The sequence below is a fragment of the Algoriphagus terrigena DSM 22685 genome, assembly GCF_000429445.1.
Taxonomy (GTDB): domain Bacteria; phylum Bacteroidota; class Bacteroidia; order Cytophagales; family Cyclobacteriaceae; genus Algoriphagus; species Algoriphagus terrigena.
On the sequence record NZ_KE386904.1, the window covers coordinates 141,487 to 167,882 of the forward strand.

22 protein-coding genes and 2 tRNA genes are annotated in these 26,396 nt (G+C 49.3%); 10 read left to right on the forward strand and 14 right to left on the reverse strand.

The genetic code is table 11. The annotated features are described in order from the left end of the window. Window positions 1-93 precede the first annotated feature (93 nt). From G459_RS0124500 to G459_RS0124515, 4 genes are all read right to left on the reverse strand, one after another. A complete protein-coding gene (locus tag G459_RS0124500; RefSeq protein WP_026969936.1) occupies window positions 94-1,587 on the reverse strand; it encodes a S10 family peptidase in 1,494 nt (497 codons plus the stop codon). Between the two features lie 82 nt (window positions 1,588-1,669). Further along, window positions 1,670-2,398, reverse strand: a complete 729-nt coding sequence (locus G459_RS0124505; RefSeq protein WP_035456996.1) for a potassium channel family protein — start codon at window positions 2,396-2,398, stop codon at window positions 1,670-1,672. A gap of 3 nt (window positions 2,399-2,401) precedes the next feature. Continuing rightward, window positions 2,402-3,199 carry a PhzF family phenazine biosynthesis protein gene (locus tag G459_RS0124510; protein WP_026969938.1) on the reverse strand — a complete coding sequence of 266 codons (798 nt, stop codon included), beginning with the start codon at window positions 3,197-3,199 and terminating at the stop codon, window positions 2,402-2,404. Between the two features lie 3 nt (window positions 3,200-3,202). Beyond that, window positions 3,203-3,718: a DinB family protein gene (locus G459_RS0124515; RefSeq protein WP_026969939.1), complete on the reverse strand. Its 516-nt coding sequence runs from the start codon at window positions 3,716-3,718 to the stop codon at window positions 3,203-3,205. Window positions 3,719-3,783: 65 nt separating this feature from the next. On the opposite strand from G459_RS0124515, the gene G459_RS0124520 reads away from it, so the two are divergent. Both G459_RS0124520 and G459_RS0124525 read left to right on the forward strand, forming a co-directional pair. Then, a complete protein-coding gene (locus G459_RS0124520; RefSeq protein WP_026969940.1) occupies window positions 3,784-5,130 on the forward strand; it encodes a M20/M25/M40 family metallo-hydrolase in 1,347 nt (448 codons plus the stop codon). Window positions 5,131-5,325: 195 nt separating this feature from the next. Then, entirely contained in the window at window positions 5,326-5,871 is a 546-nt protein-coding gene (locus tag G459_RS0124525; protein ID WP_026969941.1) for a ferritin, read from the forward strand. An 88-nt stretch (window positions 5,872-5,959) separates the two neighbouring features. Here G459_RS0124525 and ppk1 read toward each other — a convergent pair whose 3' ends face one another. The 5 genes from ppk1 to glsA all read right to left on the reverse strand — a co-directional run bounded on the left by ppk1 (window position 5,960) and on the right by glsA (window position 12,453). Then, entirely contained in the window at window positions 5,960-8,083 is a 2,124-nt protein-coding gene (gene ppk1 / locus G459_RS0124530; protein ID WP_026969942.1) for a polyphosphate kinase 1, read from the reverse strand. Between the two features lie 102 nt (window positions 8,084-8,185). Further along, window positions 8,186-10,141: a DNA topoisomerase (ATP-hydrolyzing) subunit B gene (gene gyrB, locus G459_RS0124535; protein WP_026969943.1), complete on the reverse strand. Its 1,956-nt coding sequence runs from the start codon at window positions 10,139-10,141 to the stop codon at window positions 8,186-8,188. Between the two features lie 163 nt (window positions 10,142-10,304). Beyond that, on the reverse strand, window positions 10,305-10,670 hold the full coding sequence (locus G459_RS0124540; RefSeq protein ID WP_026969944.1) for a CoA-binding protein: 366 nt from the start codon (window positions 10,668-10,670) through the stop codon (window positions 10,305-10,307). A 6-nt stretch (window positions 10,671-10,676) separates the two neighbouring features. Beyond that, window positions 10,677-11,639 (reverse strand): glycine N(alpha)-acyltransferase GlsB, encoded by a 963-nt coding sequence (gene glsB, locus G459_RS0124545; protein ID WP_026969945.1) that lies wholly within the window; start codon window positions 11,637-11,639, stop codon window positions 10,677-10,679. Next, window positions 11,632-12,453 carry a lyso-glycine lipid O-acyltransferase GlsA gene (glsA, locus tag G459_RS0124550; RefSeq protein ID WP_026969946.1) on the reverse strand — a complete coding sequence of 274 codons (822 nt, stop codon included), beginning with the start codon at window positions 12,451-12,453 and terminating at the stop codon, window positions 11,632-11,634. The genes glsB and glsA overlap by 8 nt, the downstream gene beginning before the upstream one ends. A 345-nt stretch (window positions 12,454-12,798) precedes the next feature. On the opposite strand from glsA, the gene G459_RS0124555 reads away from it, so the two are divergent. The 5 genes from G459_RS0124555 (at window position 12,799) to msrB (ending at window position 18,442) form a co-directional block, all read left to right on the forward strand. Next, window positions 12,799-13,695: a class I SAM-dependent methyltransferase gene (locus G459_RS0124555; RefSeq protein ID WP_026969947.1), complete on the forward strand. Its 897-nt coding sequence runs from the start codon at window positions 12,799-12,801 to the stop codon at window positions 13,693-13,695. A gap of 14 nt (window positions 13,696-13,709) precedes the next feature. After that, window positions 13,710-14,894 (forward strand): aspartate aminotransferase family protein, encoded by a 1,185-nt coding sequence (locus tag G459_RS0124560; protein ID WP_026969948.1) that lies wholly within the window; start codon window positions 13,710-13,712, stop codon window positions 14,892-14,894. Between the two features lie 202 nt (window positions 14,895-15,096). Beyond that, window positions 15,097-17,496 (forward strand): penicillin acylase family protein, encoded by a 2,400-nt coding sequence (locus G459_RS0124565; RefSeq protein WP_026969949.1) that lies wholly within the window; start codon window positions 15,097-15,099, stop codon window positions 17,494-17,496. 1 nt (window position 17,497) lies between these two features. Next, window positions 17,498-18,001 carry a DinB family protein gene (locus G459_RS0124570; protein ID WP_026969950.1) on the forward strand — a complete coding sequence of 168 codons (504 nt, stop codon included), beginning with the start codon at window positions 17,498-17,500 and terminating at the stop codon, window positions 17,999-18,001. 24 nt (window positions 18,002-18,025) lie between these two features. Then, window positions 18,026-18,442 carry a peptide-methionine (R)-S-oxide reductase MsrB gene (gene msrB, locus G459_RS0124575; protein WP_026969951.1) on the forward strand — a complete coding sequence of 139 codons (417 nt, stop codon included), beginning with the start codon at window positions 18,026-18,028 and terminating at the stop codon, window positions 18,440-18,442. A gap of 73 nt (window positions 18,443-18,515) precedes the next feature. Here msrB and G459_RS0124580 read toward each other — a convergent pair whose 3' ends face one another. The 4 genes from G459_RS0124580 to G459_RS0124595 all read right to left on the reverse strand — a co-directional run bounded on the left by G459_RS0124580 (window position 18,516) and on the right by G459_RS0124595 (window position 21,779). Next, complete coding sequence (locus G459_RS0124580; RefSeq protein ID WP_026969952.1) at window positions 18,516-19,076, reverse strand: 1-acyl-sn-glycerol-3-phosphate acyltransferase; 561 nt, start codon at window positions 19,074-19,076, stop codon at window positions 18,516-18,518. Beyond that, window positions 19,073-19,876, reverse strand: a complete 804-nt coding sequence (locus tag G459_RS0124585) for a patatin-like phospholipase family protein (RefSeq protein WP_026969953.1) — start codon at window positions 19,874-19,876, stop codon at window positions 19,073-19,075. Before G459_RS0124585 ends, G459_RS0124580 begins: the two co-directional genes overlap by 4 nt. Beyond that, window positions 19,866-20,705 carry an MBL fold metallo-hydrolase gene (locus tag G459_RS0124590; RefSeq protein WP_026969954.1) on the reverse strand — a complete coding sequence of 280 codons (840 nt, stop codon included), beginning with the start codon at window positions 20,703-20,705 and terminating at the stop codon, window positions 19,866-19,868. The genes G459_RS0124585 and G459_RS0124590 overlap by 11 nt, the downstream gene beginning before the upstream one ends. A gap of 126 nt (window positions 20,706-20,831) precedes the next feature. Beyond that, window positions 20,832-21,779, reverse strand: a complete 948-nt coding sequence (locus G459_RS0124595) for an acetyl-CoA carboxylase carboxyltransferase subunit alpha (protein WP_026969955.1) — start codon at window positions 21,777-21,779, stop codon at window positions 20,832-20,834. A gap of 207 nt (window positions 21,780-21,986) precedes the next feature. Here G459_RS0124595 and G459_RS0124600 point away from each other — a divergent pair. From G459_RS0124600 to G459_RS0124610, 3 genes are all read left to right on the forward strand, one after another. Then, window positions 21,987-22,060: transfer RNA gene (locus G459_RS0124600), tRNA-Asp, on the forward strand. Window positions 22,061-22,088: 28 nt separating this feature from the next. Next, window positions 22,089-22,162 (forward strand) — tRNA-Asp (locus tag G459_RS0124605). Window positions 22,163-22,557: 395 nt separating this feature from the next. Beyond that, entirely contained in the window at window positions 22,558-25,569 is a 3,012-nt protein-coding gene (locus G459_RS0124610; RefSeq protein WP_026969956.1) for an AsmA-like C-terminal region-containing protein, read from the forward strand. A 116-nt stretch (window positions 25,570-25,685) separates the two neighbouring features. Here the strand turns inward: G459_RS0124610 and G459_RS0124615 are convergent, their stop codons facing one another. Further along, window positions 25,686-26,396 carry a 6-phosphogluconolactonase gene (locus tag G459_RS0124615; RefSeq protein WP_051315418.1) on the reverse strand — a complete coding sequence of 237 codons (711 nt, stop codon included), beginning with the start codon at window positions 26,394-26,396 and terminating at the stop codon, window positions 25,686-25,688.

Genomic DNA, 26,396 nt, shown 5'->3' on the forward strand with positions numbered 1-26,396 from the left:
TCTGGCGTATCGTTGACTGTATCTTTTCAAAAACGTGAGTATCAAAAAAGCCCGAAATTTCTCCCGGGCTTTTATCCTGATGATTCTTCGATCTTAGTTCTTCGCGGGCTGGCCAGGCGCAACGGTGGACTTCTGGATAAACACACGAATGTCTTCATTTGACGTCGCTAAGTCCTCAGCTCTCAGGTACATCATGTGTCCAGAGCGGTAGCCTTTGAAGTCGATGCGGTCTTTCAACTTCCCGTTCGGATCGATGTGCCAGGTGCTGTATTTGGCATTGAAATAGTCGGTGCCACCATCATAATATCCAGACTGAACCATGAGGTGTAAGTATGGATTCTGACGCATGGCAGTTCCCAAATCATACCCGGTCGTCTCGTTGCTTCTATCCCAAGGATGAACCGGACCGAAAAGATTGTAGGTGAGGTCAGTGTTGAATTTCAGCGTGTTTTTGGCATAAACCTGAAATGCCGGAGCAAACGCATGATTCCAGCTGGTCAGGGCCGGATCAAAATCAGGAGAACTTCCCGTGTCCATTCGGTCGATGCCTTTGTAGCGGCTATCCAGGCGACCGATCGTCATTCCGTCACGTTCTCTCAGCAGTTCCTTCCAGAAAAAGCCGGTTGGCACCATGAGGTTATAGCTAAGAATGGACTCCTTGCTCAAGCCTGAATAGTAGGCCATCTTGGTCGCAATGGCGTCTCTTTCGGTTTCCGAAAGCATTCCTCCTTTTGACATCGCCGGCAGCACTTCATTGAGCGCAAACGGCTCTACAATTGCCAGCAACTCATCTAGATCTTTGCTCTGCAAGTCTGCAGGCAACGCCTTGTGATACCAAGCGGTAGCGGCGTAGTATGGCCAGTAGTTCGCCATCTTCACCGGACCTTCACGCTCGATTCCCATGTCGGTCGGAGACACCAGGATTACTCCGTTGAAATACATCCAATGCGCATCTTGCAGCTGAGCCACGATGCCAGCCACTCGGGTGGTGCCATAGCTTTCGCCGATCAGATACTTTGGCGAAGCCCATCTGTTGGCGCGGGTCACAAAGGTATTGACCCAATCCGACAGGTATTTGATGTCAGAATTGATCCCAAAGAAAGTTGCTCTTGGCGTATCTTCTTTGACCATTCTGGAATAACCCGTGTTGACCGGATCGATGTAGACGATGTCCGCTACGTCCAAGATCGAATGCGGATTGGCTTTGGTGCCATATGGCTGGACTGGATAGCCCTCGTCATCGATATTCAGGATCACCGGGCCGGTGTAGGCCAAGTGCATCCAGATCGACGCCGAACCGGGTCCGCCGTTGAAGCTGATAACCAAGGGACGCGTGGTCTTGTCAGCGATGTCGGTTCTTTCGTAGTAGGTGTAGAAAAGCGAGGCAATCGGTTCTCCTTTTTCATCCCAAACCGGCTGCGTGCCGGCCGTGGCTTTGTACGGAACCCGCTTGCCCTTGATGGTAACCTCGGCGGTGGTTTCCACCTTGGTTTCTACCGGGATCTTACGTTGGGTTGTCAGTTCGGTTTGTGCCAGGGTGACACCAAAGCAAACTAAAAGCAACATGCTTAAATAGATTTTCTTCATAAGGCGTGGTTTCTAAGTTTATTGAAAAAATAGCGAGGAAATATGGTTGTTGAGACTCGATTTTACAGGAATGGGGATTCTTTTAGTGTTTTTCGACCGTACTCGACCCCACCAGCTTGGCGATCACCACCGCTGGATAGAGGATGCCGGTGGTAGACAGCATCACCGCCAGCATTTTTGACATGATGTTTACAGGAAGATAGTCTCCATACCCCACTGTGGTCAAGGACACCAAACTGAAATAGATGTAGGCCGAAAAATCCTGATCCACCCCTGTCAGTTCCTTGATAGACGCATCTCCAGAGATCCCGGAGATAGACGAACCGACACTGATCTGAATCACTTCCAAAGCAAAAGCGCCCAAGATTGCAACCAGCAAATAGACGTTGATCGCCCCGATGATCCGAAAGAGGTTGATCTCATAATTCCTGAAAAGCAATCTGATATTGAGGAAGATGAACACCATCATGTTAAGCAATCCGATGATCCGTTCCTGCAAATAAAACTCCACCGGCAAGTCGCTAAACCGCAAGATCCGCAACACCAACTGGCACAAAAACAGGATCGTGGTCAACCCGATCAGCAACTTATTGTCCGACATCCAAATGCCGGTAAAGAACAAAAAGATGAAAACGATGTTGACAAAAAGTATCTTGACGTGGCCGTAGTCAATCAAAACGGGCAACACAAAAACGGTGAAAACCAAGGCAACCATCAGCACCAGAAAGCTCGCGTCGTTCAACCAGTAGTCCGTTATCCGCTTGAAAACTTTGTGTACGGGATGCAGTCTCGGGATTCTTTTGGTTTCCATGGCTCAGGAGATTTCCAAGGTACCGACCAAGACTTTGACCGCATTTCCACTGATCAAGACACGGTCGTCATGCTTTTCCAGAAAGAGCTCCCCTCCCCGCTGACTTGCCTGAAAGGCTTTCAGCTGGGTTTTCCCCGTCTTCTGGCCCCAATAATCGATCAAAGCACAATGCACAAAACCTGTGACAGGATCTTCATTGATTCCCACGTTTGGTCCAAAAAAGCGGCTGACGATGTCGTGCGCTCCGTCTCCGGGCGCGGTGATCACAAATCCGAGGTCGCTGTTTTCTGCGATTTCGCCAAAGTCAGGAATAAATTCCCGCACGGCTTTTTCACTTTCCAACTCAAAGATCCAACATCTCGGAAGCTGGGCGGCGTGAACGACTTTGTTGCCAAACAGCTCGGCGCTAAAGAAGGGATGCATGTCGGAAAACGTCGGAATCAGAGGGAAATCCATCGTGAGTTGTCCCTCTTTTGTTTTGACCCGTAGCTCTCCGCTTCTCGTCTGAAACCGGATGGTCTCCAGATCAGAAGCCCAGCCGCATTCGTTCATCCAAAAAGCCGATGCCAAGGTGGCATGTCCGCATAGGTCGATCTCCACCGCTGGCGTAAACCAGCGGAGCGAAAACACGCCGTGCTCAGAAGTTCGCTCGACGAAAGCCGTTTCGCTCAGATTCATCTCCATAGCGATGGACTGCATTTGGGCGGCGGAGAGGGAATGATCTAACAGGCAAACCGCTGCGGGATTACCCGAAAACGCCCTGTCCGTGAAGGCGTCAATGATTGCGATAGGTAGGATCATGGATCAATAGCGTTCTTTGAGGATGTTGAGATGATGGATGAAATGCCCTGGAATGATCCAAAAAAGGGATCTTGGGGAGATTAAGTTACCGTTAGCCGTGCCAATATTGTCCAGCACATTGTCATTCAGCGATCGCACCAGGGTCATCAGCGCGGTCCGCTCCGCTTCGAAATCGGCCAAGAGCAGTTCGATCTGCACATGATTGTATTGGGCATTGAGGACATAGGGATCCTGGTCAAAGCCCGGCAGGGAATTTTGATCCCCACGGGAAAAGCACAGCGCGCGAAAAGTCATGATCCGATCCGTGTCAGTGATATGTCCCAGGACTTCCTTGGGAGTCCACTTTCCGGGTGCGTAAGGAGTACTATCCCAATCTCCTTCTTTGGATCGAAACAAATCCTTCATCTCAGCGACCTGTGAAAGGATGAGCTCCAGATAGTTTTCTTCAGAAAGTTTAGAGATGTAGGTGTGATAAAAAGAAGGATAAGTCCCGGTTTGGGGTAATGTGAAGCTGTTCATATAAAAGTTGCTTGGGTTAAAAGGGATTCGGATAAATTTAGGGTTAAGGTTAAAACCAAACTACTATGCGCAAAACTTTATTCGCCCTTTTTCTCGTCCTCACGATCTGGAACTCACACGCCCAAACGATCGTGGACCGAAACCCGAAAATTGAAAAACTGGTCGCTGAGGTCTCGGCTGATTCTCTCAAGAAATACATCTACGACTTGGCCGCCTTCAACTCCAGACACACGCTGAGCGTCGACGACAAAAGCGGCATGCCAGCCGCCCAGCGCTATGTTCTCGACAAGTTCAACTCCTTTGCGACCGCTTCCAATGGACGAATGACTGCGGAGATAGCCGACTTCGTCACCCCTGCCGATGGCCGTCGGATCACTGCCGATGCAAAAGTCGCCAATGTGATCGCCACGCTGAAAGGAACTGATCCTGCAGATGACCGGATCTTCATCGTCTCGGGGCATTTGGACTCCCGAAACAAAGACGTGATGGATGCCGAGGGCGGTGCGCCGGGTGCCAATGACGACGGCAGCGGCGTAGCAGCTGTGATCGAACTGGCCCGCGTCATGGCCAAGATGGAGTTTTCAGCCACGGTTCTTTTTGTGGCGTTCACAGGGGAAGAGCAAGGACTCAAAGGTGCTACTTACCTCGCCGACAAAGCCAAAACCGAAGGCTGGAACATCGCCGGCGTGCTGAATAACGACATCGTCGGCAACAGCAACTCATCCGAGACCAACATCAGCGACAACACCAAAGTCCGGATCTTTTCCGAGACCATTTCCCTCTCCGAGACCGAACAGCAGGCAGGCCTTCGCCGCTCCATCAGTGCCGACAACGACAGCAAGTCCCGTCAATTGGCCCGATATATCAAGGAAGTCGGCGAGCGCTACGTCGATCAGATGGAGGTCAAGCTGATCTACAGAAGCGACCGATTCCTCCGCGGCGGTGACCAGACTCCTTTTCTGAGAAATGGATTTACCGCGATCCGCATGTCGGAGATGAATGAAAATTTCTATCATCAGCATGAAAATGTCCGCATGGAAAATGGCATTCAGTACGGAGATTTGCCGGAATTCATGGACTTCGAATACCTGCGAAAAGTATCTGCGGTCAACCTTGCCGCTGCAGCTTCACTTGCCAACTCCGCCGGTGTGCCCGAGGAGGTCAAGATCGACGTGCGCGGATTGAGCAACAAGTCGATCCTGCTTTGGAACGCTCCAGCCCTCGGCAAAGTGAAAGGCTACTATGTCCTGATGCGCGAGACCTCGGAGTCGATGTGGGAAAAGAAGTTTTTTACCACCGAGACAACCCTGACTTTACCCTATTCTAAAGACAATTACTTCTTTGCCGTTCAGTCCGTCTCAGAGACCGGCGAAGAAAGCTTGGCCGTAATCCCTGTTCCACTTTCCAGATAAGCTGTTGAGAGTAATTAAACCAATTCTAAATTCTGGGCTAACCGGCCAGATTGGGAATGAAATACTCCCTGATTTGGTTAATTTTAAACAACGAATTTTTACAAGACATGTAATCGAGCATTCGAAAACGCCCGCTGTGGGATTTTAGCAACCGTGCGAGATTACACCTTACCTTTAAAAACAACTTATAAACAGATGAAACAGAAAGAAATCGTAACGCTTCAGCGTTCGTTACTCCCCGATACGGAAGACCTTCTCAACAAACAGGTAGAAATGGAAGGCAAATCTTCCGCCTACTACTTATCCATGGCTTCTTGGTGCCACATGATGGGCTACGCAAATGCCGCCAAATACCTCTACACCCACGCGGATGAGGAGCGGATGCACATGATGAAGATCTTCCAATACATCAACGAAGCTGGAGGGCATGCCATCCAGCCGGAGATCACCGGAGTCCGTCATCATTTTAACTCACTGCGGGAGGTATTTGAGTTGATCCTGGAGCACGAAATCCTGGTCACCAAATCCATCAACAACATCGTGGATCATGCTTTTTCGGCGAAAGACTTTGCGACCTTCAGCTTTATGCAATGGTATGTGACTGAGCAGCGTGAAGAGGAAACCATGTCCCGCAGAGCGCTTGAGCTGTTTGAGATCATCGGTGTTGAAGGTGTTGGACTCTGGACAATCGATCAGGAGCTGGGCAAGCTGCACGCAGCGGCTGCCAGCGCCGGAGCTTAAGACAGATAGTCATTAGAAACAAGAAAGCCCCAAGACCTGACGGTTTTGGGGCTTTCCTGTTTATTGACATTCGACATTGGTCTCTTTCCTACTCTACCAATTTCACACTCAATACTTCTTCCGCTGACACCTTGAAAAACTCGCGGTGTACGTTGAACTCCGGTTCGTCACCCACAGGATGCTTGGCCAGATAGCTTCCGTCCTCCTGCATCACGTAGGAATTCACATTGTCTTTCAGATTGTAGGCCAGGATATTCATCAACTGCTTCTCCAGCAGTGGAGCCTCTACCTTGAAGAGTGACTCCAGCCGTTTGTCAAAGCTCCTGACCATCATATCGGCGCTGCCGGAATAGGTCCGGGTGTCGCCGTTGTTGTGGAAATGATAGATCCGGCTGTGCTCCAGAAAATCTCCCACGAGGGAAAGTACCTCGATGTTTTCGCTCAGTCCCGGTCTTCCCGGTCTCAGGCAGCAGATCCCCCGCACGATCAGCTTGATCGTCACGCCAGACTGCGAGGCGCGATATAGTGCATAGATCGTCTCGGAATCTTCCAGTGAGTTGACCTTGATAAAAATACCTGCGGGCAAGCCCTTTCTGGCATTTTCGGCTTCCTCCTCGATGTACTTGATCAGCTGGTTTCGCATGTCGCGTGGCGCAGTGATCAGGTTTTTATACGTGCTCGGCACGGAGTGGCCGGTAATGACATTGAAGAACTCGGATACATCATTTGCCAGCGTCTCGTTGGTAGTCAGCAAGCCGATGTCGGTGTAGAGACGCGCCGTGTCCTCGTTGTAGTTACCTGAGCCCAAGTGGACGTACCGCGTAATCTCGGAATCGTCCTTTTTGACGATCAGGAGCAACTTGGTGTGGGTCTTCACATTGGAGATCCCATAGATCACAAAGCAGCCGGCCTTTTGCAGTCGCTTAGCTTCGCGGATGTTATTTTCCTCGTCAAATCTCGCCTTCACCTCAAAGAGTACCGAGACGTGTTTGCCGTTTTCAGCAGCCCGAAGCAGTGTCTTGGTGATCCGGCTTTCCTTGGCAAGGCGATAGATCGTCATCTTGATCGCCATCACGTCGGGATCATCCGCAGCCTTCTCTATCAAGTCTAGGATGGAGTCGATGTTGTTGTAAGGGTGATGCAGCAGGATGTCCTTCTCCTTCAAAACTTCGAAAATATCCGCTGTGCCCTCTTCGGAATATGAAACCGGCTTGACTGGCTCCGGTATCTGTGGAAGCCGCTCGCGAAACCGCTTATTCCCGACGATCTGCCACAATCCGGTAAAGTCGATCATGCTGGCCCGCTTGATCAGGTACACCGACTCCGGTCTTAGATTCCAGCGCTCCAGCAGGGAATTCAGCATCCATTTGGAATAGCCCTCCTCGATTTCGATCCGGACGACGCGACCGGTTTTCCGCTCCATGAGTTTACGCTTGACTTCCTCGAGGAAGTTGGCGTCCATGTCCTCACTTTCCTCGAGCGTAAAGTCTCCATTTCTGGTAATTCTAAACAAGCTGATCGACTCGATCTCCACATTTCTGAATAGCGAGACAATGTTTTCCCGGATCACTTCCTCGATCGGAACCAAAGTCAGGGAGTTTTCCCGCTCCACCTCAAAGAATCTCGGGATGTTGGCTGGAATCTGCACAAAGCTCATCTTGCGCATGTCCTTGCGCTCTCCGGGACTGGTAGTCACCACTCCGAAAACCAGGAGCTTGTTCATCAAGATGGGAAAGGTGCGATAGCCGTCGTAGACCATCGGGGTGAGCATGGGGTAGATCGCCTTCAGAAAATACTGGCGGACTTTCTCCTGCTCTTCAGCCGTTAGTTTGGAGACATTGCAGACCGTGATACCTTCTTCATGAAGCTTGGGAAGCAGTACCTGCGAAAAATGCTCGTGCTGGTCGTGATGAAACTGCTGACAATCCTTCATCAGTTTTTCCTTAAAGGGCTCCTCTCTCAGTCCGGAATAGTCTACACGCTCTTTTTCATAGTCGAGGTAGTTGTACAACGACCCCACCCTGATCATGAAAAACTCATCCAAATTGGAAGCGGTGATCGCCAAAAACTTCAGTTTTTCCAAGATGGAGCGGTGCTCCTTTTTGGACTGGTCAAGCACCCGCACATTAAATTTCACCCAGCTCAAATCCCGGCTGACGAGATCGCTTTTTTGGATGATTGATTCGTATTTATCCCCTACTGCCAATTTCATATTATTCAAACTTCATATAAAATCAAGATAAAACACTGCCCGATCTCTCGGGTAAGTTCAAAAATAATTTAAAAAAAGGGGACTGAAAAGCCCCCTTCTTTATCAGGAATCGATCTTCGCGTACTTCGCGTTTTTCTCTATAAAATCCCTCCGTGGCGCCACCTCGTCTCCCATCAGCATGCTAAACAAGTGATCAGCTTCTGCCGCAGACTCAATGTTTACCTGCTTGATGGACCGCACGTTTGGATCCATGGTCGTGGTCCAAAGCTGCTCGGGGTTCATCTCTCCGAGACCTTTGTATCGCTGGATGCCGACGCTGTCTTCTCTGCCGTCTTTGGCCATCTCCGCGGTCAGCATCTTCCGCTCTTCCTCAGTCCAGCAGTAGCGCTCGTCCTTTCCTCTCTTCAAAAGGTACAGGGGAGGCAAAGCGATATAGACGTAGCCACTCTCGATCAAAGCTCTCATGTATCGGAAAAACAAAGTCAAGATCAGCGTTCTGATGTGAGACCCATCGATGTCAGCATCCGTCATGATGATGATCTTGTGGTATCTGAGACCAGTCATATCCAACTCCTTATCGTCATTGGCAGTACCCAGCTTCACCCCTAGGGCGGTCAGGATATTTTTGATCTCCTCGTTGTCGTAGATCTTATGCTCGTGGGCTTTCTCCACGTTGAGGATTTTACCCTTCAATGGCAAGATCGCCTGAAAGTCACGGTCGCGTCCCTGCTTGGCAGATCCACCTGCCGAGTCCCCTTCCACAAGGTACAATTCGCAGATCGTAGGATCGGAATTGGCACAATCGGCCAGCTTGCCCGGAAGGCCACCGCCTCCAAGAACACTTTTCCGCTGCACCATTTCACGCGCTTTTCGAGCTGCGTGTCGGGCCTGAGCGGCAAGAATAACCTTCCCGACGATGGTTTTGGCTTCTTTCGGATGCTCTTCCAGCCAGCTTTGGAGCGTCTCCGAAACGGCACTGTCCACGGCACCCACTACGTCAGAGTTTCCAAGTTTGGTTTTGGTCTGGCCTTCAAACTGAGGCTCTTGTACTTTTACAGAAATCACTGCAGTCAAGCCTTCCCGGAAATCGTCTCCGGAAACCTCCAACTTCAGCTTCTCCAGCATTCCGGATTTATCTGCGTAAGACTTCAGCGTACGGGTCAGCGCACGTCTGAAACCGGTCACGTGCGTCCCGCCCTCGTAGGTATTGATCGTATTGACATAGGACACCACGTTCTCAGCGTAGGAACTGTTATAGTTCATCGCCACCTGAACCGGCACGCCGTTTTGGTCTGACTCGATGTAGATCGGATAGTCGATGATCTTCTCACGCGTCTCATCCAAGTACTGGACAAACTCAACCAGACCGCCTTCGGAATAGAATTCGTCGCTTTTGGCAACGCCGTCTTCGACTTCTCTGAGATCTGTGAGCGTGATTCTGATGCCTGCATTTAGGAAGGACATCTCCCGCAGACGATTGGCAATCGTCTCGTATTTGAACTCAGTGACGGTGAAAATGCTCGCATCCGGCAAGAAATGAATGGTCGTCCCCCGCTTGTCCGTCGTTCCGACCTGGCGCGCTGGATATTGAGGTACGCCGATCTTAAACTCCTGCTCTACGATGACTCCGTTTCGGTAGACAGTTGCTTTAAGATCTGTAGAAAGTGCGTTGACACAGGAAACCCCTACACCGTGAAGACCGCCGGAAACTTTGTACGTGTCTTTGTCGAATTTTCCCCCGGCGTGAAGTACCGTCAACACAACTTCCAGCGCTGACCTTTTCTCTTTGAGGTGCATGTCGGTCGGAATACCTCGGCCATTATCCTCTACGGTAACCGAGTTATCCTCATTGACGGTGACTCGAATGGTATCGCAATGTCCTGCCAGTGCCTCATCGATAGAGTTATCGACTACTTCCCAGATCAGGTGATGGAGTCCTTTGATACCAATATCGCCGATATACATCGCAGGCCGCTTTCTGACTGCTTCCAGGCCTTCTAATACCTGGATATTATCCGCTGAATAATCTGCGGATTTCTTATCTTTTTCTTCACTCATATTTTTTGGAGAAAACCCTCAAAACGGGCCTAGAAAGGTGATTTTGTGTTGGATTTTAGATTACGCAAGATAGGCAAAAAAAGTCATTTATCCCAGCCTTTTCCAAAACTCAATTAGGCTTCGACGCGATCAAAAAACGGGCTTTCGAGCTGGAGAAAACCTATCAAAATCGGCCGGTGCTCAGAAGAACCAAGGTACATGCAGGCTGGACGTCTATCCCGGCTTCGGCAGCCTTCTTAAAAAACTCCGGGTTTTCTGTCCCCGGATTGAAGATAATCCGCTCAGGTTTCAGTCCGACCAGATAGTCGATCCACTCTGCCTGGTTAGCCGGGCCGACGTAGAGTGTAATCGTATGAATGTCTTCCAATTGCGGCTTTGCCCGCAGGTCCACGATCTCGCGCCCAAAGACATTGCCTTTCTTGATCCCGATGGGAACGAAGTCGATGCCCTTTTGATCGAGCATCTTTGCCGCCAGATACGCATACCGAGAGGGATCTGTGGTGGCTCCAACTACCAGCGTTTTTTTCATAGTACCTTAGGTCCTATTACCAAAACGTCGATCACGGACAAAAGTATCCATGTGGCGATGCTTTTTACTTTCGTAGATATCCGAAAGCGTAATCATAATCCCCGTTTCCTCTACATCACCAAACTCGTCATTGAGGGAAGTACCGAAGGTTCGCATGGTTGGCGAAAGGTTCATGTAGGTATTGATCAGCGGCGGGATATTCTCCCCAAGCGCTCTGATCCTGCCGTTCAAGAGTTTGTATCCCTCTTTGTAGTCCAGGTTTTCGAAAGGATTGGGTTGGGAAGCAATGTCAGTATCATAGCTCAACCTCAGGTTTTCTTTTGGCGTGACAAGCCTCTCATGATCAGGGAAATAATGGTTCATGAAATACAGTAACAGATCCCGGCCTTCCCTGTTGAAATGCGGGTACATCGTCACTTTCCCAAAAAGGTATTTAACATCCGGATTTAGCAACACCACGGCGCCGAGCCCATCCCAAAGATTATCCAGACTGAAAAGTCCCTTGCGATTGTCCAAGCTCGGCTGATACATCGGCTGGACAAATGATCTGCCCAGTTCGAGGGTATAGGGGATGTATTCCTTGACGAATTTCTCCGAAAAATCAAATAAGTGCGTCGTCGAAAGATTGATTGACCCGTCTGGTTCGATCGCGTTTTTGCACATGATCACCCGATAGCCGGCCACGATCTCCTCGTCCTCCGGATTCCAGGTGATGAGCTGGTCGTAGCATTTTTCGCAGGTATCGTTGTCATCCAGATCGAGCTCCATTCCTGTTCCCCCACCAGCTGCCCGGAAGGTCAATTCCCGCAATCTTCCGATTTCCTGAACAACATTTGGTGCGTTATGGAAGTTTACCAGGTAGACCAGGTTGTCTCCGTTGTTGGTGTAGCGGAGAAAACGCTCCGGAGTCAGCTCCTTTTTCAAAAGTTCTCGATCTACAGCTGAAATAATCGGCATTTCGTTATACATGTCTTTCTCCCAGTTTATAAACCAACTCTTTCAAATATTCGGCCCACTGCATTTCTGTTTTATCCGCGGTAAAAAAGTTCGGGGAAATGGGCTTTCCAACCCGGATTTCAACTTTCTTCCCCCGTTGTTGATACATTTCATCGACCAACCAAAACATCTCAATGTTGGCCTTGACTCCAATCTTCTTCCGCCAGTTGGCAAGATTGTAAAAAAACTCAGAATTCTTCCCTCCGATATGGCAGGGGATGACGTCCAACTGATGTTTTTTTGCTTTTGAGACAAAGCTTTTTTTCCACTGAAGATCTTTGATTTCTCCCTCCTGCTTTCTGGAAACAAGTCCGGCCGGAAAGATCAACACTGCGTGCCCGTTGGAATAGGCTTCCTCGATCCGCAGGTTTGCGTTCTTCGAGTTTGCTCCGTGCTTGTTTACCGGTACGAAGATTGGCTCAAAATTATCGAAACTCATCAGGAGATCATTAACCAAAAAGCGGACGTCTGGCCTGATCTTGCCTACGGCATGCATCAGTGCAATCCCGTCCAATCCGCCCAAGGGGTGATTGCACGCGATGATTACCCCTCCCGTCTTCGGGATATTTTCCGCTCCGACGAGCTGCACATCCATCTCAAACTCGGTGATCAGTGCATCGGCAAAGTCAAGCCCTTTCTTGTTCAAATGCCTGTTTACAACGGAGTTTAGCCATTCCTCGTGTGTGACGCGCTTCACGTAATTCAACAGGAAACCCGGCATCCATTTGAGGAGTTTGGGGTTTTTAGAATGAATGGCTTTTTCGATATCGATAAATTTCTTTGACATGGGGTCAAAAAACTGCGAGTCACAAGTTGAAATCGGAGGAAAAATTAGAATTTCCACAACAGATTGATTCAAAAGTACAAAAAATAAGCCTTAGCCTATCGCCTCGCATCCAGGCTGAAATTAGTTTGCTGAAAACCAAGAACCTAGATTTTTGTCAAGCTCGAAGATACAGTCCCATCCGGGAAAACGCCCTTTGAGTCTTTGCTCGACCGGATTGCAGCTTGCTAATCGAATATCTCTATTTTTGCCCCGATGGAATCGAGTATGGCGCCAGCGTCGAACATTGGGATGATTATCAGCTTTGCGAAGATTCCAGATGGTCGCTGAAAAAAATCACAACTATATATGAAAGAAACTATCCTCTCGCTCTGCCCCGGCCCTTGGGCTGATTACGAACTGATCGATACCGGGGGATTTGAAAAACTGGAACGCTTCGGGAAATTCATCCTCAGTCGCCCTGAGCCGCAGGCTATTTGGGACAAGAGTCTTTCCGAATCCGAGTGGAGAGGTCTTGCACATGCCCATTTTGCAAAGGAAAAAAACAACCCCGAAAAGGGCCAGTGGCAGCAGATCAAACCCATGCCTCACAACTGGTCCATCGGTTACGAAAATGCGGCTGGGCTGAAAATGACGCTGAATCTGGCTCAAACTTCCTTCAAACACATCGGACTTTTCCCCGAGCAAGCCGTCAACTGGGACTATTTATTCCAAAAGATCAAAGCTTTTCCCGGTCAAAAGCCAAAAGTCCTCAATCTCTTCGCATACACAGGCGCAGCTTCCGTGGCTTGCCGGGCTGCCGGAGCTGAAGTGACGCACCTCGATTCGGTGAAGCAGGTCGTCACTTGGTCTAAACACAACATGGAATCCTCCGGACTGGACGGAATCCGATGGATGATCGATGACGCGATGAAATTTATCAAGCGGGAAGCCCGTCGCGGGAATGTGTATCAGGGAATCATCCTCGATCCTCCCGCCTACGGTCGTGGACCCGAGGGCGAAAAGTGGATACTGGAAGAGCAAATCAATGAAATGCTCAAGACCTGCGCCGAGATCCTTGATCCAAAAGATCACTTCCTTCTGCTGAATATGTACTCGCTCAGCTTCTCGTCGCTTATCGCCGCCAACCTGATCAAATCCAATTTCGGAGAGGTGCAAAATCCGGAGCAAGGCGAGCTCTACTTGGAGGAAAAACAGGGCAAAAAGCTTCCATTGGGTATTTTCTTCCGATTTTCAAGTTTTTGACCCCTAGTTAAAAGATGAACAACCGCCAGATTTTTCTTTCCAATCTTGCCCAAACGACAGATTTCCCCCTGCTGATCGAGGTGGAGAAAGCGGAGGGAATTTACCTTTTCGGGCCAAAAGGCGAGCAATACGTCGACTTGATCTCCGGGATCGGAGTCAGCAACGTCGGCCATCGGCATCCGAAGGTAATCGCAGCCATTCAAGCTCAATTGGACAAATATCTGCACCTGATGGTGTATGGGGAATATGTCCAGACACCACAGACGCAGCTGGCAAAGGCCCTTTGCGACACGCTGCCCAGTCAACTGGACAACGTCTATCTGGTCAACAGCGGCTCCGAAGCGGTAGAAGGAGCTTTAAAACTTGCCAAGCGATACACGAATCGGCGGGAAATCATCTCCTGTGTTAATGCCTACCATGGCAGCAGCCACGGTTCGCTGAGCGTCGGCGGCAACGAGATCTTCAAACGTGCCTATCGTCCTCTCCTGCCCGGAATCAGCCATATTCAGTATGCGAACAGTTCAGATCTGGAAAAAATCACGCCCGAAACAGCCGCAGTCATCATTGAGACCATTCAAGGAGAAGCCGGAATCCGCGTTGCTGACAAGGAGTATTTTAAAGCGCTTCGGCAAAAATGCAATGAAACAGGCACGCTACTGATCCTCGATGAAATTCAGGCAGGTTTTGGACGGACAGGCAAGTTCTGGGCGTTTGAGCATTTTGATATCGTTCCCGACATCGTTGTCTGTGCCAAAGGAATGGGCGGAGGAATGCCGATCGGTGCATTCATCGCAAACAGGGAAGTCATGGGTGTTTTCAAAAACAATCCCCTACTGGGCCACATTACCACTTTTGGAGGTCATCCGGTAAGCGCAGCGGCATCGTTGGCTACAATTCAAATCCTGAAAGATGAAAACATGGTTGGGCAAGTCGATGCTAAAGCTGAACTTTTTAAAAGTCTCCTAACCCATCCCAAAATTAAAAGTATCCGGAATAAAGGCCTGATGATGGCCGTAGAATTTGAGTCATTCGAGGTGCTGAAGCCGATCATCGACCGGGCCATCGAGCTGGGTGTGATCACCGACTGGTTTTTGTTTTGCGACGATTCGATGCGAATTGCGCCGCCCTTGATTATTACAGAGGAGCAGATTCGGCAGGCCTGCCAAGTGATCCTGCAGGCGATTGACGAGGCTTCCTAGTCATTTCGACTGCAGGGAAAAATCTCATGATGTGAAGTGGTCACCTTGATATGGCCTCTCCTATCGTTGAGGTGATTGAATCAGTTGACTTGACGGGACGACCGACACTTGGTACTTTGGACTTGGTACTTCGTACTAGATTCTTGATACTAGTATCTTAATACTTACTTTCAGTCCTTATCTTTTCCTGAAATTTTCTAAAATGAACAAGGTTGCAGGCATTTTCGGCTTTTTGCTCCTATTGCTGATCGGAGGGGTATTGGGGTTTATTTTTTACCAAAGTCCCCAATACAGTGGCGAATCGACACTGGCAGGTCTGACTGACAAGGTTGAGGTTCATTTTGACAAATATGGAATTCCCCATATCTACGCCCAAAATGAGGAGGATGCCTATCGGGCTTTGGGTTACGTGCACGCACAAGACCGACTTTTCCAGCTGGAAATGATGCGTCGTGTCGGATCAGGTACGCTGGCTGAGTTTCTTGGAAAAGACCTGCTGGAGGTCGATCAGTTTTTTCACACACTGGGCATTCCAAAACATGCCAAAGAAAGCGCCGCCGCATTTCTGTCTGCGGGTGATACTCCTTGGAGAAGAGCCGCAGAAGCCTACATCACCGGGGTAAACGACTACATCAGCAAGGGAAAACTGCCGGTGGAATACCTGCTTTTGGGAGAAAAGCCACGTCTCTACACGATTGAAGACATGCACTCGATCGTCGGATATATGAGTTTCACCTTTGCCATGGGATTGAAGACAGACCCTCTGGTGACCAAGATAGCGCGGGAACTCGGGCCCCAATACCTGAATTCGCTGTCCGTTCAGACCCTTCCCGAGCATCATGTCATTCCGGTGAATTATCCCGACTCACTCAGGTTGGATTCAGGCCTTGTAAATTCTACCCTTTCCGCATTGCTGGATAAACTCCCTGCGCCGCTTTTGGAAGGCAGCAATGCCTGGGTGATCGCCGGTAGCCGAACCAAGTCCGGAAAGGTGCTTTTCAGCAACGATACGCACATTGGCTTTTCCTCGCCTTCGGTCTGGTACGAAGCCCATCTGGAGTATCCCGGCTTTAGCTTTTATGGAAACCATCTCGCGGGAGTTCCTTTCGGATTGGTCGGACATTCACGTCAGCACAGTGTAGGCTTGACGATGTTTGAAAATGACGACCAGGACTTTTTCGAAGAGAAGCTCAATCCAGCCAATCCCAATGAAATCCTCGTCGGGGATTCGATTTTCCCCATCTCTTCGCGAAAAGAACTGATCCAAGTCAAAGGCCAAGCAGCTGTCGACTTCGAAATCCGCGAAACCATCCATGGACCGATTATGAATTCCGTTTCCAAAGAAATCGCGGCGCTGACTTCCAATCCGGTCGCTTCTTGGTGGGTGTTTGTCTTGGAGCCGACCAAAGCACTGGAAGCGATCTACAAATTAAATCACGCCCATTCCATCCAGGAAGTGGCCGATGCAGCAGGGCTGATTCACGCGCCGGGATTGAATATCATGTACGGCGACAGTGCGGGAAATATCGCTTGGTGGGCTGCCGCAAAGCTCCCCATCCGAAGCGAAACCGTTCATTCCAAGATCTTTGCTGACGGATCAGATCCTGAGACTCTTCCCAAAGGCTGGTATCCATTTGCTGACAACCCACAAAGCATCAATCCCGAGATCGGATTCGTGGCGTCGGCCAACAATCAGCCGGATACCATGCGAAACGGCGTGCTCTTCCCAGGTTATTATTTCCCCGGAGAGCGCTGGAACAGGATCGCTAAAACCATCACCTCCAGAGACGACTGGGATCAGGAATCCATCCAGGAGCTTCAACTCGAGTCAGTCAACGAAGTTCAGCCCCAGATCGCCCAGCATATGCTCAGCCACATCAAGCGCGAGGATTTTCCAGAATATTCCGACGCCTTGGACGCACTCCAAAATTGGGATGGCTACCATCATCTGAAGGCGGTGGCTCCAACGATCTACTACAAATGGCAGTATCACATCCTAAAAGTCGCCATGCAGGACGAGTTGGGCGAAGAGGCTTTCAACGCGTATCTGGAAACGTTTATCATGGTGCGGAGCACGCGGCATTTTCTCACAATCGAAGACAATCCCTGGTGGGATATCAAAGGAACGGATGCTAAGGAAAGCCGCGAGCAGATTATCACCGAAGCTCTGAAAACTTCACTGGATGAGTTAACCACCCAGTTTGGCAAAAAAACAGAAGATTGGGAATGGAGAAAAGCGGTGACACTGGAGCATCCACATCCGTTGGGAAGCCAAAAACCTCTGGACAAAATCTTCAACCTAAGGACAGACCCGGTCGCTGCCAACGAAGAATCTGTCAACAAACTGGCGTTTCGACTGAATGGCGAAGGAATCTATAAAGTCACATCCGGCCCGGCGATGCGGATCATACTCGACTTTGCCAATGTCGACGGTTCTATCTCCGTCCTGCCGACCGGCAACTCCGGAAACCGCTTTAGCAGGCATTATTCAGATCAGAAAAATCTCTACGTCAAAGGAAAATATCGCCCTCAGCTAATGGACGAGCAAGAAATTCGAGAGAAGTCAAAAGAAAAATTGGTCTTGGTTCCTAGCGAAAAATAAGATGGACATCTTGAAAACAGTTACAGATTCGATTTGCACACAGTTTGGAGCGGCGATCGATATGCTCGAAAATGCCATTAGGTTTTGTCCCGATGGGCTTTGGGAGACCGAGAAAGCATTTTCCCATCAGGCTTTTCACACGCTATTTTTCCTGGACTATTACCTTTCTTTAAAGCCCGTTGGCTTTACTCCTCCAGCCAATTTCACGTATTCCGAGTTTGGAGATGAGCCTCCTTTAGAAATTTTCTCCAAAGCCGAAATCTTCGAATACCTGCTTTTCTGCAAAACAAAGTTTGATCAACTTATCTCGAATCTAACAGCCGATTTGGCCGAAAGCCGCTGGGTCAACGGGTCAAAAACCATGGACTTTTCGATCATCGAGATCTTGCTTTACAACCTTCGCCATGTGCAGCATCACGTGGGGCAGCTAAACATGATGTTGCGTCAAAGCATAGACGATACTCCCAATTGGGTTAATCGACACGGGGAAAAAAACAAACTTTAATGCCGCAAAAAGGGTTTATCGGGTATGAGCAAGAAAGAGCAAAAAAACTACGAAATCACGAAGCCTGCTGCTGAATGGGAGGCTCAATTGGATCCCGAATCTTACCATGTCCTTCGGGAAAAGGGAACTGAAAGGCCATTTACAGGTCAATATTATCTGAACAAGGATACGGGCATCTACGAGTGCAAAGCCTGTGGAAACGAGATCTTCCATTCCTCCAACAAATACGACAGCGGCTGTGGCTGGCCCAGTTTTACCGAACCGATCCGGCCGGAAGCCATTGATGTCCACATGGACTATAGCCACTTCATGGTTCGTGAGGAGATCCTCTGCGGTAAGTGCGGCGGTCACTTAGGACACCGTTTTCCCGATGGTCCTAAGGATCAGGGCGGCATCCGCTACTGCATCAATTCTCTCAGTATGGATTTCAAAAAGGAGTGAAAAAATAAGGCTGAGCTTCGGGATATTCTCTTCCCAACTCAGCCTGTTCCCTCTTAAATCAAAAACCCGCAAATCAGACAATTCCCTTCTCAGGATGTCTGCCTGTCACCGTTCTCCCGAAAACTTTTAACTCTTCGATCTGCGCATCCATGTTTCCATCGGGATAGATGCACGGGCCGATGCCGGCCTCCTTCTTTTTGTAGTCCAGATAGCCAACTACAATCGGAACGTTTGAATCAAGTGCAATGTGATAAAAACCTGATTTCCATTTTTTTACCGCTTGACGAGTTCCCTCAGGAGTCACCATAATTACGAGCTCATCGCTATCTTTGAGCATGTTGACCATGGCCTCGGTATAGGTCTGTTTTCTGCCTCCCGGAATCCTCTTACGGTCAATCGCTATCGCACCCAAACCACGGAGCAACCAACCCAAAGGCCCGACCATGACTTCTTTTTTGATCGTGAACCTGACCGGAATATCCATCAGGAAAAATGCCGCTCTGGCGTACAGGATGTCCCAGTTAGATGTATGGGGAATGGCAATCAAAACCGCCTTTTTTAAGCCTTTTGGCCAATTGTTGTTGAGCGACCAACCTGAAATCCAAAAAACAAATCTGGAAAGGAGCTTCATCATAAACTTAAATGTTTTGCATTGGGGTTTGCCAATTCTAAGATAGAAGGGTTTTCTTCAATTATTTTCATGGTATGGTCGTATCCGGTCTGAAAAAGCTCGGGAGCCTTTTTGATGTCAAAAACTCCATATCTTCCCAATCCGGGCGGTTCTATGAAATAATCGCACTTGGATTTCCGGCTGTAGACATTGTAATTCATCGACATGATGACTGCGCGCTCGATCAGATTCTTCATGTTTTTGATGTTACTCTCTGCAGGAAGCTGATTGCAGTTGACACCGATCACAAAATCACAGATTCCATCCAAAGGCTCTACAGGCATATTGTTCAGCACGCCGCCATCCACCAGGTATTTCTTCCCGATCATGATGGGCTCAAACATCCCGGGGATGCAACTCGACGCCATCAAGGGCTTAATCAATTCGCCCTCGTCGAAGTACGCCACTTTCCCTTTGATAATGTTGGTGGCGGCCACGACTAGCTTTGTTTTTAGCTGCGCAAAGTCGTCGTGTGGCAGATAAATCCTAAAAAGCTGTCCAACGCTATCCATCTTCAGTATTCCCTTGAGAGAAATTGCCGGACGCATAAACCGGAAAAAATTCGTTTCTACGATAATCTTGAGGATTTCCTCGGGCTTGTATCCCTGGCAATACATCGCTCCGGCGATCGCTCCAGCAGAACTTCCAGATACCTTGGTTGGGAAAATTTTTGCTTCATTCAGCGCCTTCAGTACTCCCAAATGCGAAATCCCACGGACTCCGCCGCCGGACAAGGCTATGCCAATCTTTAGTTTAGATTTCATCCAGACGAAACGTTTGATCCAGACGCACACCGCGGTCGGTCATCTTCACGGTGCAGCATTCGTTGACTGGATCATGCTCAAGAAAAAGCACATATTCTTCCCGCGCGGCCTCTTCCAGAAACGCCTGTTTTTCCGTCATCGTGAGCAGCGGTCTCGTGTCGTAGCCCATTACGTAAGGCAATGGAATATGTCCGACGGAGGGAAGCAAATCGGCGACAAAAACGACTGTTTTCCCCTTGTACTGAATCTTGGGCAGCATCTGCTTGTCCGTGTGCCCGTCGACTGTGATGAAGTCGAATCCAGGGAAGAGACTTTTTTGACCCAGATCCAAAAACTTCAAATGACCCAGATCCTGCATGGGAAGGATGTTTTCCGTCAGGAAAGAGGCCTTCTCTCGTGGATTGGGGGCGGTCGCCCATTGCCAATGATCGGCGTTTGACCAGTAAGTGGCCCGCGGGAAAGTCATCTCATACTGCCCATGCGAACCGTACCGAACGCCTCCGCCACAGTGGTCAAAATGCAGATGAGTCAGGAAATTGTCCGTGACTTGATTAAAATTGACCCCGAGTCGATGAAGGCTTTTTTGCAAAGAATCATCACCGTGAAGATAGTACAGGGAGAAAAATTTGGCGTCCTGCTTATCTCCTATCCCATTGTCGATCAAGACGACACGATCTCCGTCGACGGCCAGCAAGCTGCGCATCGCCCAGTTGCAGAGGTTGTTTTCATCAGACGGATTGGTGCGGGACCAAAGAACCTTCGGCACGACCCCAAACATGGCGCCGCCGTCCAACTTAAAAAAGCCTGTATTGATCGTGTATAATTCCATTCAGGTTTCTTTTTGGGGTTAAAAAGCCAAAAGCAACCTTTCCCAGGAAGGATAGATTGCTTTTTGGATTTTCAAATAGGAGTTGCGGTTCCGCAATCTCAAATATCAGATTCTAAGCTCTAATTATCACTCCTCTACCACACCCATTGCGCAAAATTTCTCGATACGCTGTTCGATGCGCTTTTCAGGTTTGATCTTGTCAAGTTCCTTAAGCGCGCTCAATATGGCCGATTTTACTTCGGCGGCCATCCACTTTATATCTCTGTGTGCGCCACCCAACGGCTCAGGGATGATGCCATCCACCAGGCCGTTGCCTTTCATGTCTTTGGCGGTCAACTTGAGCGATTCGGCAGCTTGCTCCTTGTAATCCCAAGATCTCCAAAGAATCGTGGAGCAGTTTTCCGGAGAGATGACCGAATACCAGGAATTCTCCAGCATCAACACACGGTCTCCGATTGCGATACCCAAGGCTCCACCGGAAGCTCCCTCACCGATGATAATGCAGATGACGGGCACCTTCAGCATGAACATTTCCCGCAGGTTTTTTGCAATCGCCTCTCCCTGGCCTCTTTCTTCAGCTTCCAATCCGGGAAAAGCACCCGGTGTGTCAATCAGCGTGACGATCGGCTTGCCGAATTTCTCGGCCATCTTCATCAGGCGGAGCGCTTTGCGATAGCCCTCGGGATTGGCCATCCCAAAGTTGCGCATTTGACGCTGCTTGGTATTTCTGCCTTTTTGCTGGCCAATAAACATGACAGTCCGGCCATCCACATCTCCTAGCCCGCCGACCATTGCTTTATCGTCAGCGACAGTTCGGTCGCCAAAGATCTCAATAAATTCGTTGGTGATTTCGTAGATGTAATCCAGCGCATAGGGACGGTCTGCGTGTCGTGATAGCTGCACTCGCTGCCAGCGGGTGAGGTTTTCGAAAGTCTCTTTTTTCAATGCCAGAATTTTTTCTTCTAAAGAATCAATATCGCTACTGAGGTCGATATTCCGGCCTTTGGCCAGCTCTTTCATCTCTTGAAGTTTTTGCTCTAAATCAGCAATGGGTTTTTCGAATTCTAATACCATTTCGGTGATTTTTGGAAGTAACAAAGATAAGGATTAAACGGTAGTGACAAACCCTAGAATTAGCCAGAAACCGAGCCCCCACCCCAGAAATTTAGTAGGCTGAAATAGAAACAGATAGAATAAAGGTTCAAAATTATTGGAACCACCTATTGCGGAGAAGGATCAAAATCTTACCTTTGCACCACTTCAAAAGGAAGTAAATAAAACGGAGTGGTAGTTCAGCTGGTTAGAATGCCTGCCTGTCACGCAGGAGGTCGCGGGTTCGAGTCCCGTCCATTCCGCACAATATTGAAAAAAGCTAAGCCATTAGGAGTGGTAGTTCAGCTGGTTAGAATGCCTGCCTGTCACGCAGGAGGTCGCGGGTTCGAGTCCCGTCCATTCCGCTTTAAAGTCCCAAAGAAATTTGGGACTTTTTTGTTTCTAGCCCATTCCAATTCAGCCAGTTAGAATACCTGTCCCGATACGTCGGGAAGGTCGCGGGTTCGAGTCCTCCCGTCCGCCGCCGCGGACGGCACAGGCTGTCCATTCCGCTTTATTAGAAAGCCAAGGCATTTTTTTTTAGCCCATTTGGCTTTACCATCTTCATCATTTTACCTTTTCATGACGTTTTGAGCTAAGTTGACCCCGATTTCTTTTCGTCATCGCAGAAGGCTGAATTATCTTCGGCTTAAATCTTGCAAAGATTTAAGCCGCATATCGTCCCAATCACGTCATAGTGACTCATGTCATACAAACTGATGGTAGGCAAAAATACCCCTTGGATTAACTAACCTCGATTATGAAAAAGACTTTGTGGATCGTTTTGGGAATATTTCTCTTCTTGATCGCAGCTGCTGTCGCTGTCCCCTTTCTGTTTAAGGACAAGATAGCTGCCCGGATTGACCGTGAAATTGCCCAAAGTGTGGACGCTCAAGTGATTCTCGACCTGGATAATGTCAGCCTGAGTCTGTTTCGGAGATTTCCGAATGTGTCTGCGACAATCAAAGATTTCGGGATAGTCGGTCATGCTCCTTTTCAAAATGACACCCTCCTTTCAGTAAATGAGGTCTCGGTTGATTTCAATCTTAAGTCTGTGCTTTTTGACGAATATCCGACGCTCACCGGCGTCCATCTGGACGGGGGAAGTCTCTATATCAAAGTGCTGGCGGACGGTACCGCCAACTATGACATTGCGATCCCTTCGGATGAAATTCCGGCAGATTCCGTGGAAAGCACGATGCAAATCGGCGTGGACCAGATCGAAGTAAGCAATCTCAATCTGGTATATGACGATCGGCAGCTCGACTATTTCATGGCGTTGGGCGGCATCAATGCGATCGGTCAAGGCGAATTTACCGCGGATGTGTACGAGCTTCCGATCAAACTGGATGCGATGATTGCCGACATCACCTATGAAGGTATCAGCTACCTCTCAAATAAGGAATTCTCAGGCGAAACGGATCTGACCGTGGACATGAAAAACATGAAATTCACGCTCGGCGAGGGGGATTTCAGGTTGAATGATTTCCTTTTTGGGCTATCCGGATACCTTGCAATGCCTGCCGACGACATCGAGGTAGACGTCACGATGGCTGGCAAAGACAATGAGTTTAAAAGCATCTTGTCGCTGGTACCGGGGATCTACACCGAAAGCTTCGATGGCCTGGAAACTTCCGGGACAATGGATTTTCAGGGAAAAGTAAAAGGAATCTACAACGACGAGACGATTCCGGCATTCGACATCTCGCTGAAGGTGGCCGATGGAATGTTCAAATATCCTGACTTGCCGAGGCCAGTCAAAAACGTAAATCTTGACCTTCGGGTAAAGAACGATACGGGAATTGTGGAGCAAACCTCCGTGGATATTCCCACATTCAATCTGGACTTTGGCAGCAATCCTATCTCGGGAAGGCTTCATCTGAGCGACTTGGTCAGCTATACCATCGATGCCGCACTCAATGGAAAGCTGAATCTCGAAGAGCTCACCTCGATTTTCCCCATTGAGGGGATGACCCTGAAAGGCAATCTTGATATCAACGCCCTCGCAAAAGGGAGATACGACTCGGCAGCGGGCGTGATCCCGGCCATCGACGCCAAATTGCTTCTGGCGAACGGCTACGCAAAAAGCACCGACTACCCCGCCCCCATCGAAAACCTGACGGTGGATGCAATCATCCAAAATCAAACTGGAAAAATGAACGACTTCTTGGTTGATCTCAGTCGCTTCGGCTTTGTACTGGAAGGAGAAGCTGTCAATGGAAAGATGAAAATCAGCGATCTCGACAAGCTGTTCTGGGACGGAGCGATCACCGGAGGAGTGGATTTGGAAAAAATCCTGGCCATCTTCCCGATGGAGGGAATGACTATGGCTGGGCGGATACAGGCAGATGTTGCTACCAAAGGTTCCTATGCCGCAGTTGAGGCCGGCAACTACAACCAATTGGAGACACGGGGTACGATGGATGTTTCCAACTTTAAGTATTCATCGGTCGATGTTCCCCAGGGAGTTCAGATTACCCAAGCCACCGCCGAGTTTACCCCGGAGCGGATAAACCTGTCTCAGTTTGACTCCAAGATTGGAGAAAGTCCCGTGCAAGCCACCGGATTCCTGACCAATTACATGGACTATTTCCTCGGGGAAGCCGGTGTACTTACCGGTCAGCTGGCTTTGAACAGCAGCCGGTTTAATGTGAATGAGTGGATGAGTGAAGACGCCGCAGCGGATACTACGAGCGCGCCAATGACTGTCATCGAGCTGCCGAAAAACATTGATTTCAACATGTCTGTAGCCGCCAATGAGGTCCTCTACGACAACATGAACCTCAAAGAGGTAAAAGGAAAGATGCTTCTAAAAGACGGGGTTTTGAGCTTTTCAGATGCCTCAATGAGTACGCTTGGAGGATCGATCGGGCTCAACGGAACCTACGACCCCAGAGACTTGTCCGCTCCCAAGTTTGACTTTAACCTGAATCTTGCCGATCTCAGCATCGCGGAGGCATTCAAATCTTTCAATTCGGTCAAAGTCTTCGCTCCCATCGCGCAGCATCTGACCGGTAAGTTCAATTCAACACTGGCTTTCTCCGGCAAGCTGGGCCAGGATATGATGCCATTGCTCGCCAGTCTGGACGGAACCGGGCTTCTAAAAGTCGCTGAAGCAGCGCTGAAAGACAGCAAAATCTTAGAAGGAATTACCAGCCTCACCAAGCTGAAAGACGGGAATACGCTGCAACTGAAGAACATCGCGATTCCTATCTCGATCAACAACGGCGTCATGGATGTGAAACCCTTTGACGTCAAACTTTGGGACTATCAGGCAAATGTCCAAGGTTCAGCAGGTTTCGACGGGTCGATCAATTACCTGATCAACATGGATATTCCTGCCGGCAAATTTGGCAGCCAGGCAAATGCGCTATTGGCAAGTATCTCCGGCACTTCGGCGAGCGAAAACACGACCATTCCGCTGGCATTGAATCTGACGGGCTCGTACAATTCCCCGAAAATCGCGCTTGCCGGAGGCAATAGCATCGAAACCCTGCTTGCCAACGCACTGAAATCGCGAATAAGCGGAGAATCAGAAAAACTTCAGGCCGAGGCGACCAAACAGTTTAACGCCGCACAGGACAGTATCAAGCAAGAGCTTCAGGTCAAAGCGACGGCATTGCAGGACAGTGTGAAAAAAGAACTGCTGAAACAGACCGACGCTTCCAAAGACAAAGCTGTGAACGAAGCCAAGAAGCTCTTAAAGGGTTTTCTCCCAAAGACCACCACACCTACACCTAAACCCGATACTACCGCAGTGAAAGAGAACTAGCAATTGATCGATCAAAAAATCAGAGCCACAGGTGAAAGGGTCAATCCGTGCATCTGTGGCTTTTTTTATCCAAGCTAAGCGCTCTTTTCCCCTACTGACTGTTTGCGCTCCGACCTTCAAACCACGCTTTGATCCACCACCACGTGTACATTGGGGTGGAGCCAAAGCAGTGAAGCCGGAAACTGCGTCGACACTTCCTCCTTTAGAAGTTGTTCAAAAGCATCTTTTTTTCCGGATCCGGAGATAAACAATATGATCTTCATGGAGCTGAGGATCTCTCCCACTCCCATGGTCATACCGAAAGTCGGCGGTTGTTTCAGCGCCTTGATCATGCCGTGGTTTAGGGTGGTTTCCGCCAATTTGGCGAGGTGATATCCGGGCTGAAGCACATCAGAAGGCTCGTTTAGCGCGATGTGTCCGTTGACTCCGATTCCCAGGATGCAGATATCAATCGGGCCAGAACCTTTCAGTTCTGCTTTCATCTGCGCGCAGGCCGCTGCGGGATCCGCCGTGAATGGATCAATTGTTAGATATCGATCAGGAGTGATTCCCAATGGCAGGATAAACTTGCCTTGGACGTCAAACTCCGAAGTAAACGTGGAGCCCGGCTCGAGTCCGCCCCATTCGTCCAGTTTGACGACTCTTAGCCGTAAGCAAAAATCAGCCTCCACTTTTTGGTGAGCTACCATCTCTGCATACAGCCCCGAAGGCGATCCGCCACTGGCTACACAAAAAAGCAAATCGGGATTTCTGTCAATGTCCATTTTTACTAGTTCGAAGCCTTTTCGGCTCATCTCGGAAAAGTTGGGGAGGTAGTGAAAATTCAT

Excerpts from the sequence above, each read along its gene's own strand:
- G459_RS0124500 (WP_026969936.1), bottom strand. The coding sequence starts at position 1,587 with ATGAAGAAAATCTATTTAAGCATGTTGCTTTTAGTTTGCTTTGGTGTC.
- G459_RS0124505 (WP_035456996.1), bottom strand. The coding sequence starts at position 2,398 with ATGGAAACCAAAAGAATCCCGAGACTGCATCCCGTACACAAAGTTTTC.
- G459_RS0124510 (WP_026969938.1), bottom strand. The coding sequence starts at position 3,199 with ATGATCCTACCTATCGCAATCATTGACGCCTTCACGGACAGGGCGTTT.
- G459_RS0124515 (WP_026969939.1), bottom strand. The coding sequence starts at position 3,718 with ATGAACAGCTTCACATTACCCCAAACCGGGACTTATCCTTCTTTTTAT.
- G459_RS0124520 (WP_026969940.1), top strand. The coding sequence starts at position 3,784 with ATGCGCAAAACTTTATTCGCCCTTTTTCTCGTCCTCACGATCTGGAAC.
- G459_RS0124525 (WP_026969941.1), top strand. The coding sequence starts at position 5,326 with ATGAAACAGAAAGAAATCGTAACGCTTCAGCGTTCGTTACTCCCCGAT.
- ppk1 (WP_026969942.1), bottom strand. The coding sequence starts at position 8,083 with ATGAAATTGGCAGTAGGGGATAAATACGAATCAATCATCCAAAAAAGC.
- gyrB (WP_026969943.1), bottom strand. The coding sequence starts at position 10,141 with ATGAGTGAAGAAAAAGATAAGAAATCCGCAGATTATTCAGCGGATAAT.
- G459_RS0124540 (WP_026969944.1), bottom strand. The coding sequence starts at position 10,670 with ATGAAAAAAACGCTGGTAGTTGGAGCCACCACAGATCCCTCTCGGTAT.
- glsB (WP_026969945.1), bottom strand. The coding sequence starts at position 11,639 with ATGTATAACGAAATGCCGATTATTTCAGCTGTAGATCGAGAACTTTTG.
- glsA (WP_026969946.1), bottom strand. The coding sequence starts at position 12,453 with ATGTCAAAGAAATTTATCGATATCGAAAAAGCCATTCATTCTAAAAAC.
- G459_RS0124555 (WP_026969947.1), top strand. The coding sequence starts at position 12,799 with ATGAAAGAAACTATCCTCTCGCTCTGCCCCGGCCCTTGGGCTGATTAC.
- G459_RS0124560 (WP_026969948.1), top strand. The coding sequence starts at position 13,710 with ATGAACAACCGCCAGATTTTTCTTTCCAATCTTGCCCAAACGACAGAT.
- G459_RS0124565 (WP_026969949.1), top strand. The coding sequence starts at position 15,097 with ATGAACAAGGTTGCAGGCATTTTCGGCTTTTTGCTCCTATTGCTGATC.
- G459_RS0124570 (WP_026969950.1), top strand. The coding sequence starts at position 17,498 with ATGGACATCTTGAAAACAGTTACAGATTCGATTTGCACACAGTTTGGA.
- msrB (WP_026969951.1), top strand. The coding sequence starts at position 18,026 with ATGAGCAAGAAAGAGCAAAAAAACTACGAAATCACGAAGCCTGCTGCT.
- G459_RS0124580 (WP_026969952.1), bottom strand. The coding sequence starts at position 19,076 with ATGATGAAGCTCCTTTCCAGATTTGTTTTTTGGATTTCAGGTTGGTCG.
- G459_RS0124585 (WP_026969953.1), bottom strand. The coding sequence starts at position 19,876 with ATGAAATCTAAACTAAAGATTGGCATAGCCTTGTCCGGCGGCGGAGTC.
- G459_RS0124590 (WP_026969954.1), bottom strand. The coding sequence starts at position 20,705 with ATGGAATTATACACGATCAATACAGGCTTTTTTAAGTTGGACGGCGGC.
- G459_RS0124595 (WP_026969955.1), bottom strand. The coding sequence starts at position 21,779 with ATGGTATTAGAATTCGAAAAACCCATTGCTGATTTAGAGCAAAAACTT.
- G459_RS0124610 (WP_026969956.1), top strand. The coding sequence starts at position 22,558 with ATGAAAAAGACTTTGTGGATCGTTTTGGGAATATTTCTCTTCTTGATC.
- G459_RS0124615 (WP_051315418.1), bottom strand. The coding sequence starts at position 26,396 with ATGAATTTTCACTACCTCCCCAACTTTTCCGAGATGAGCCGAAAAGGC.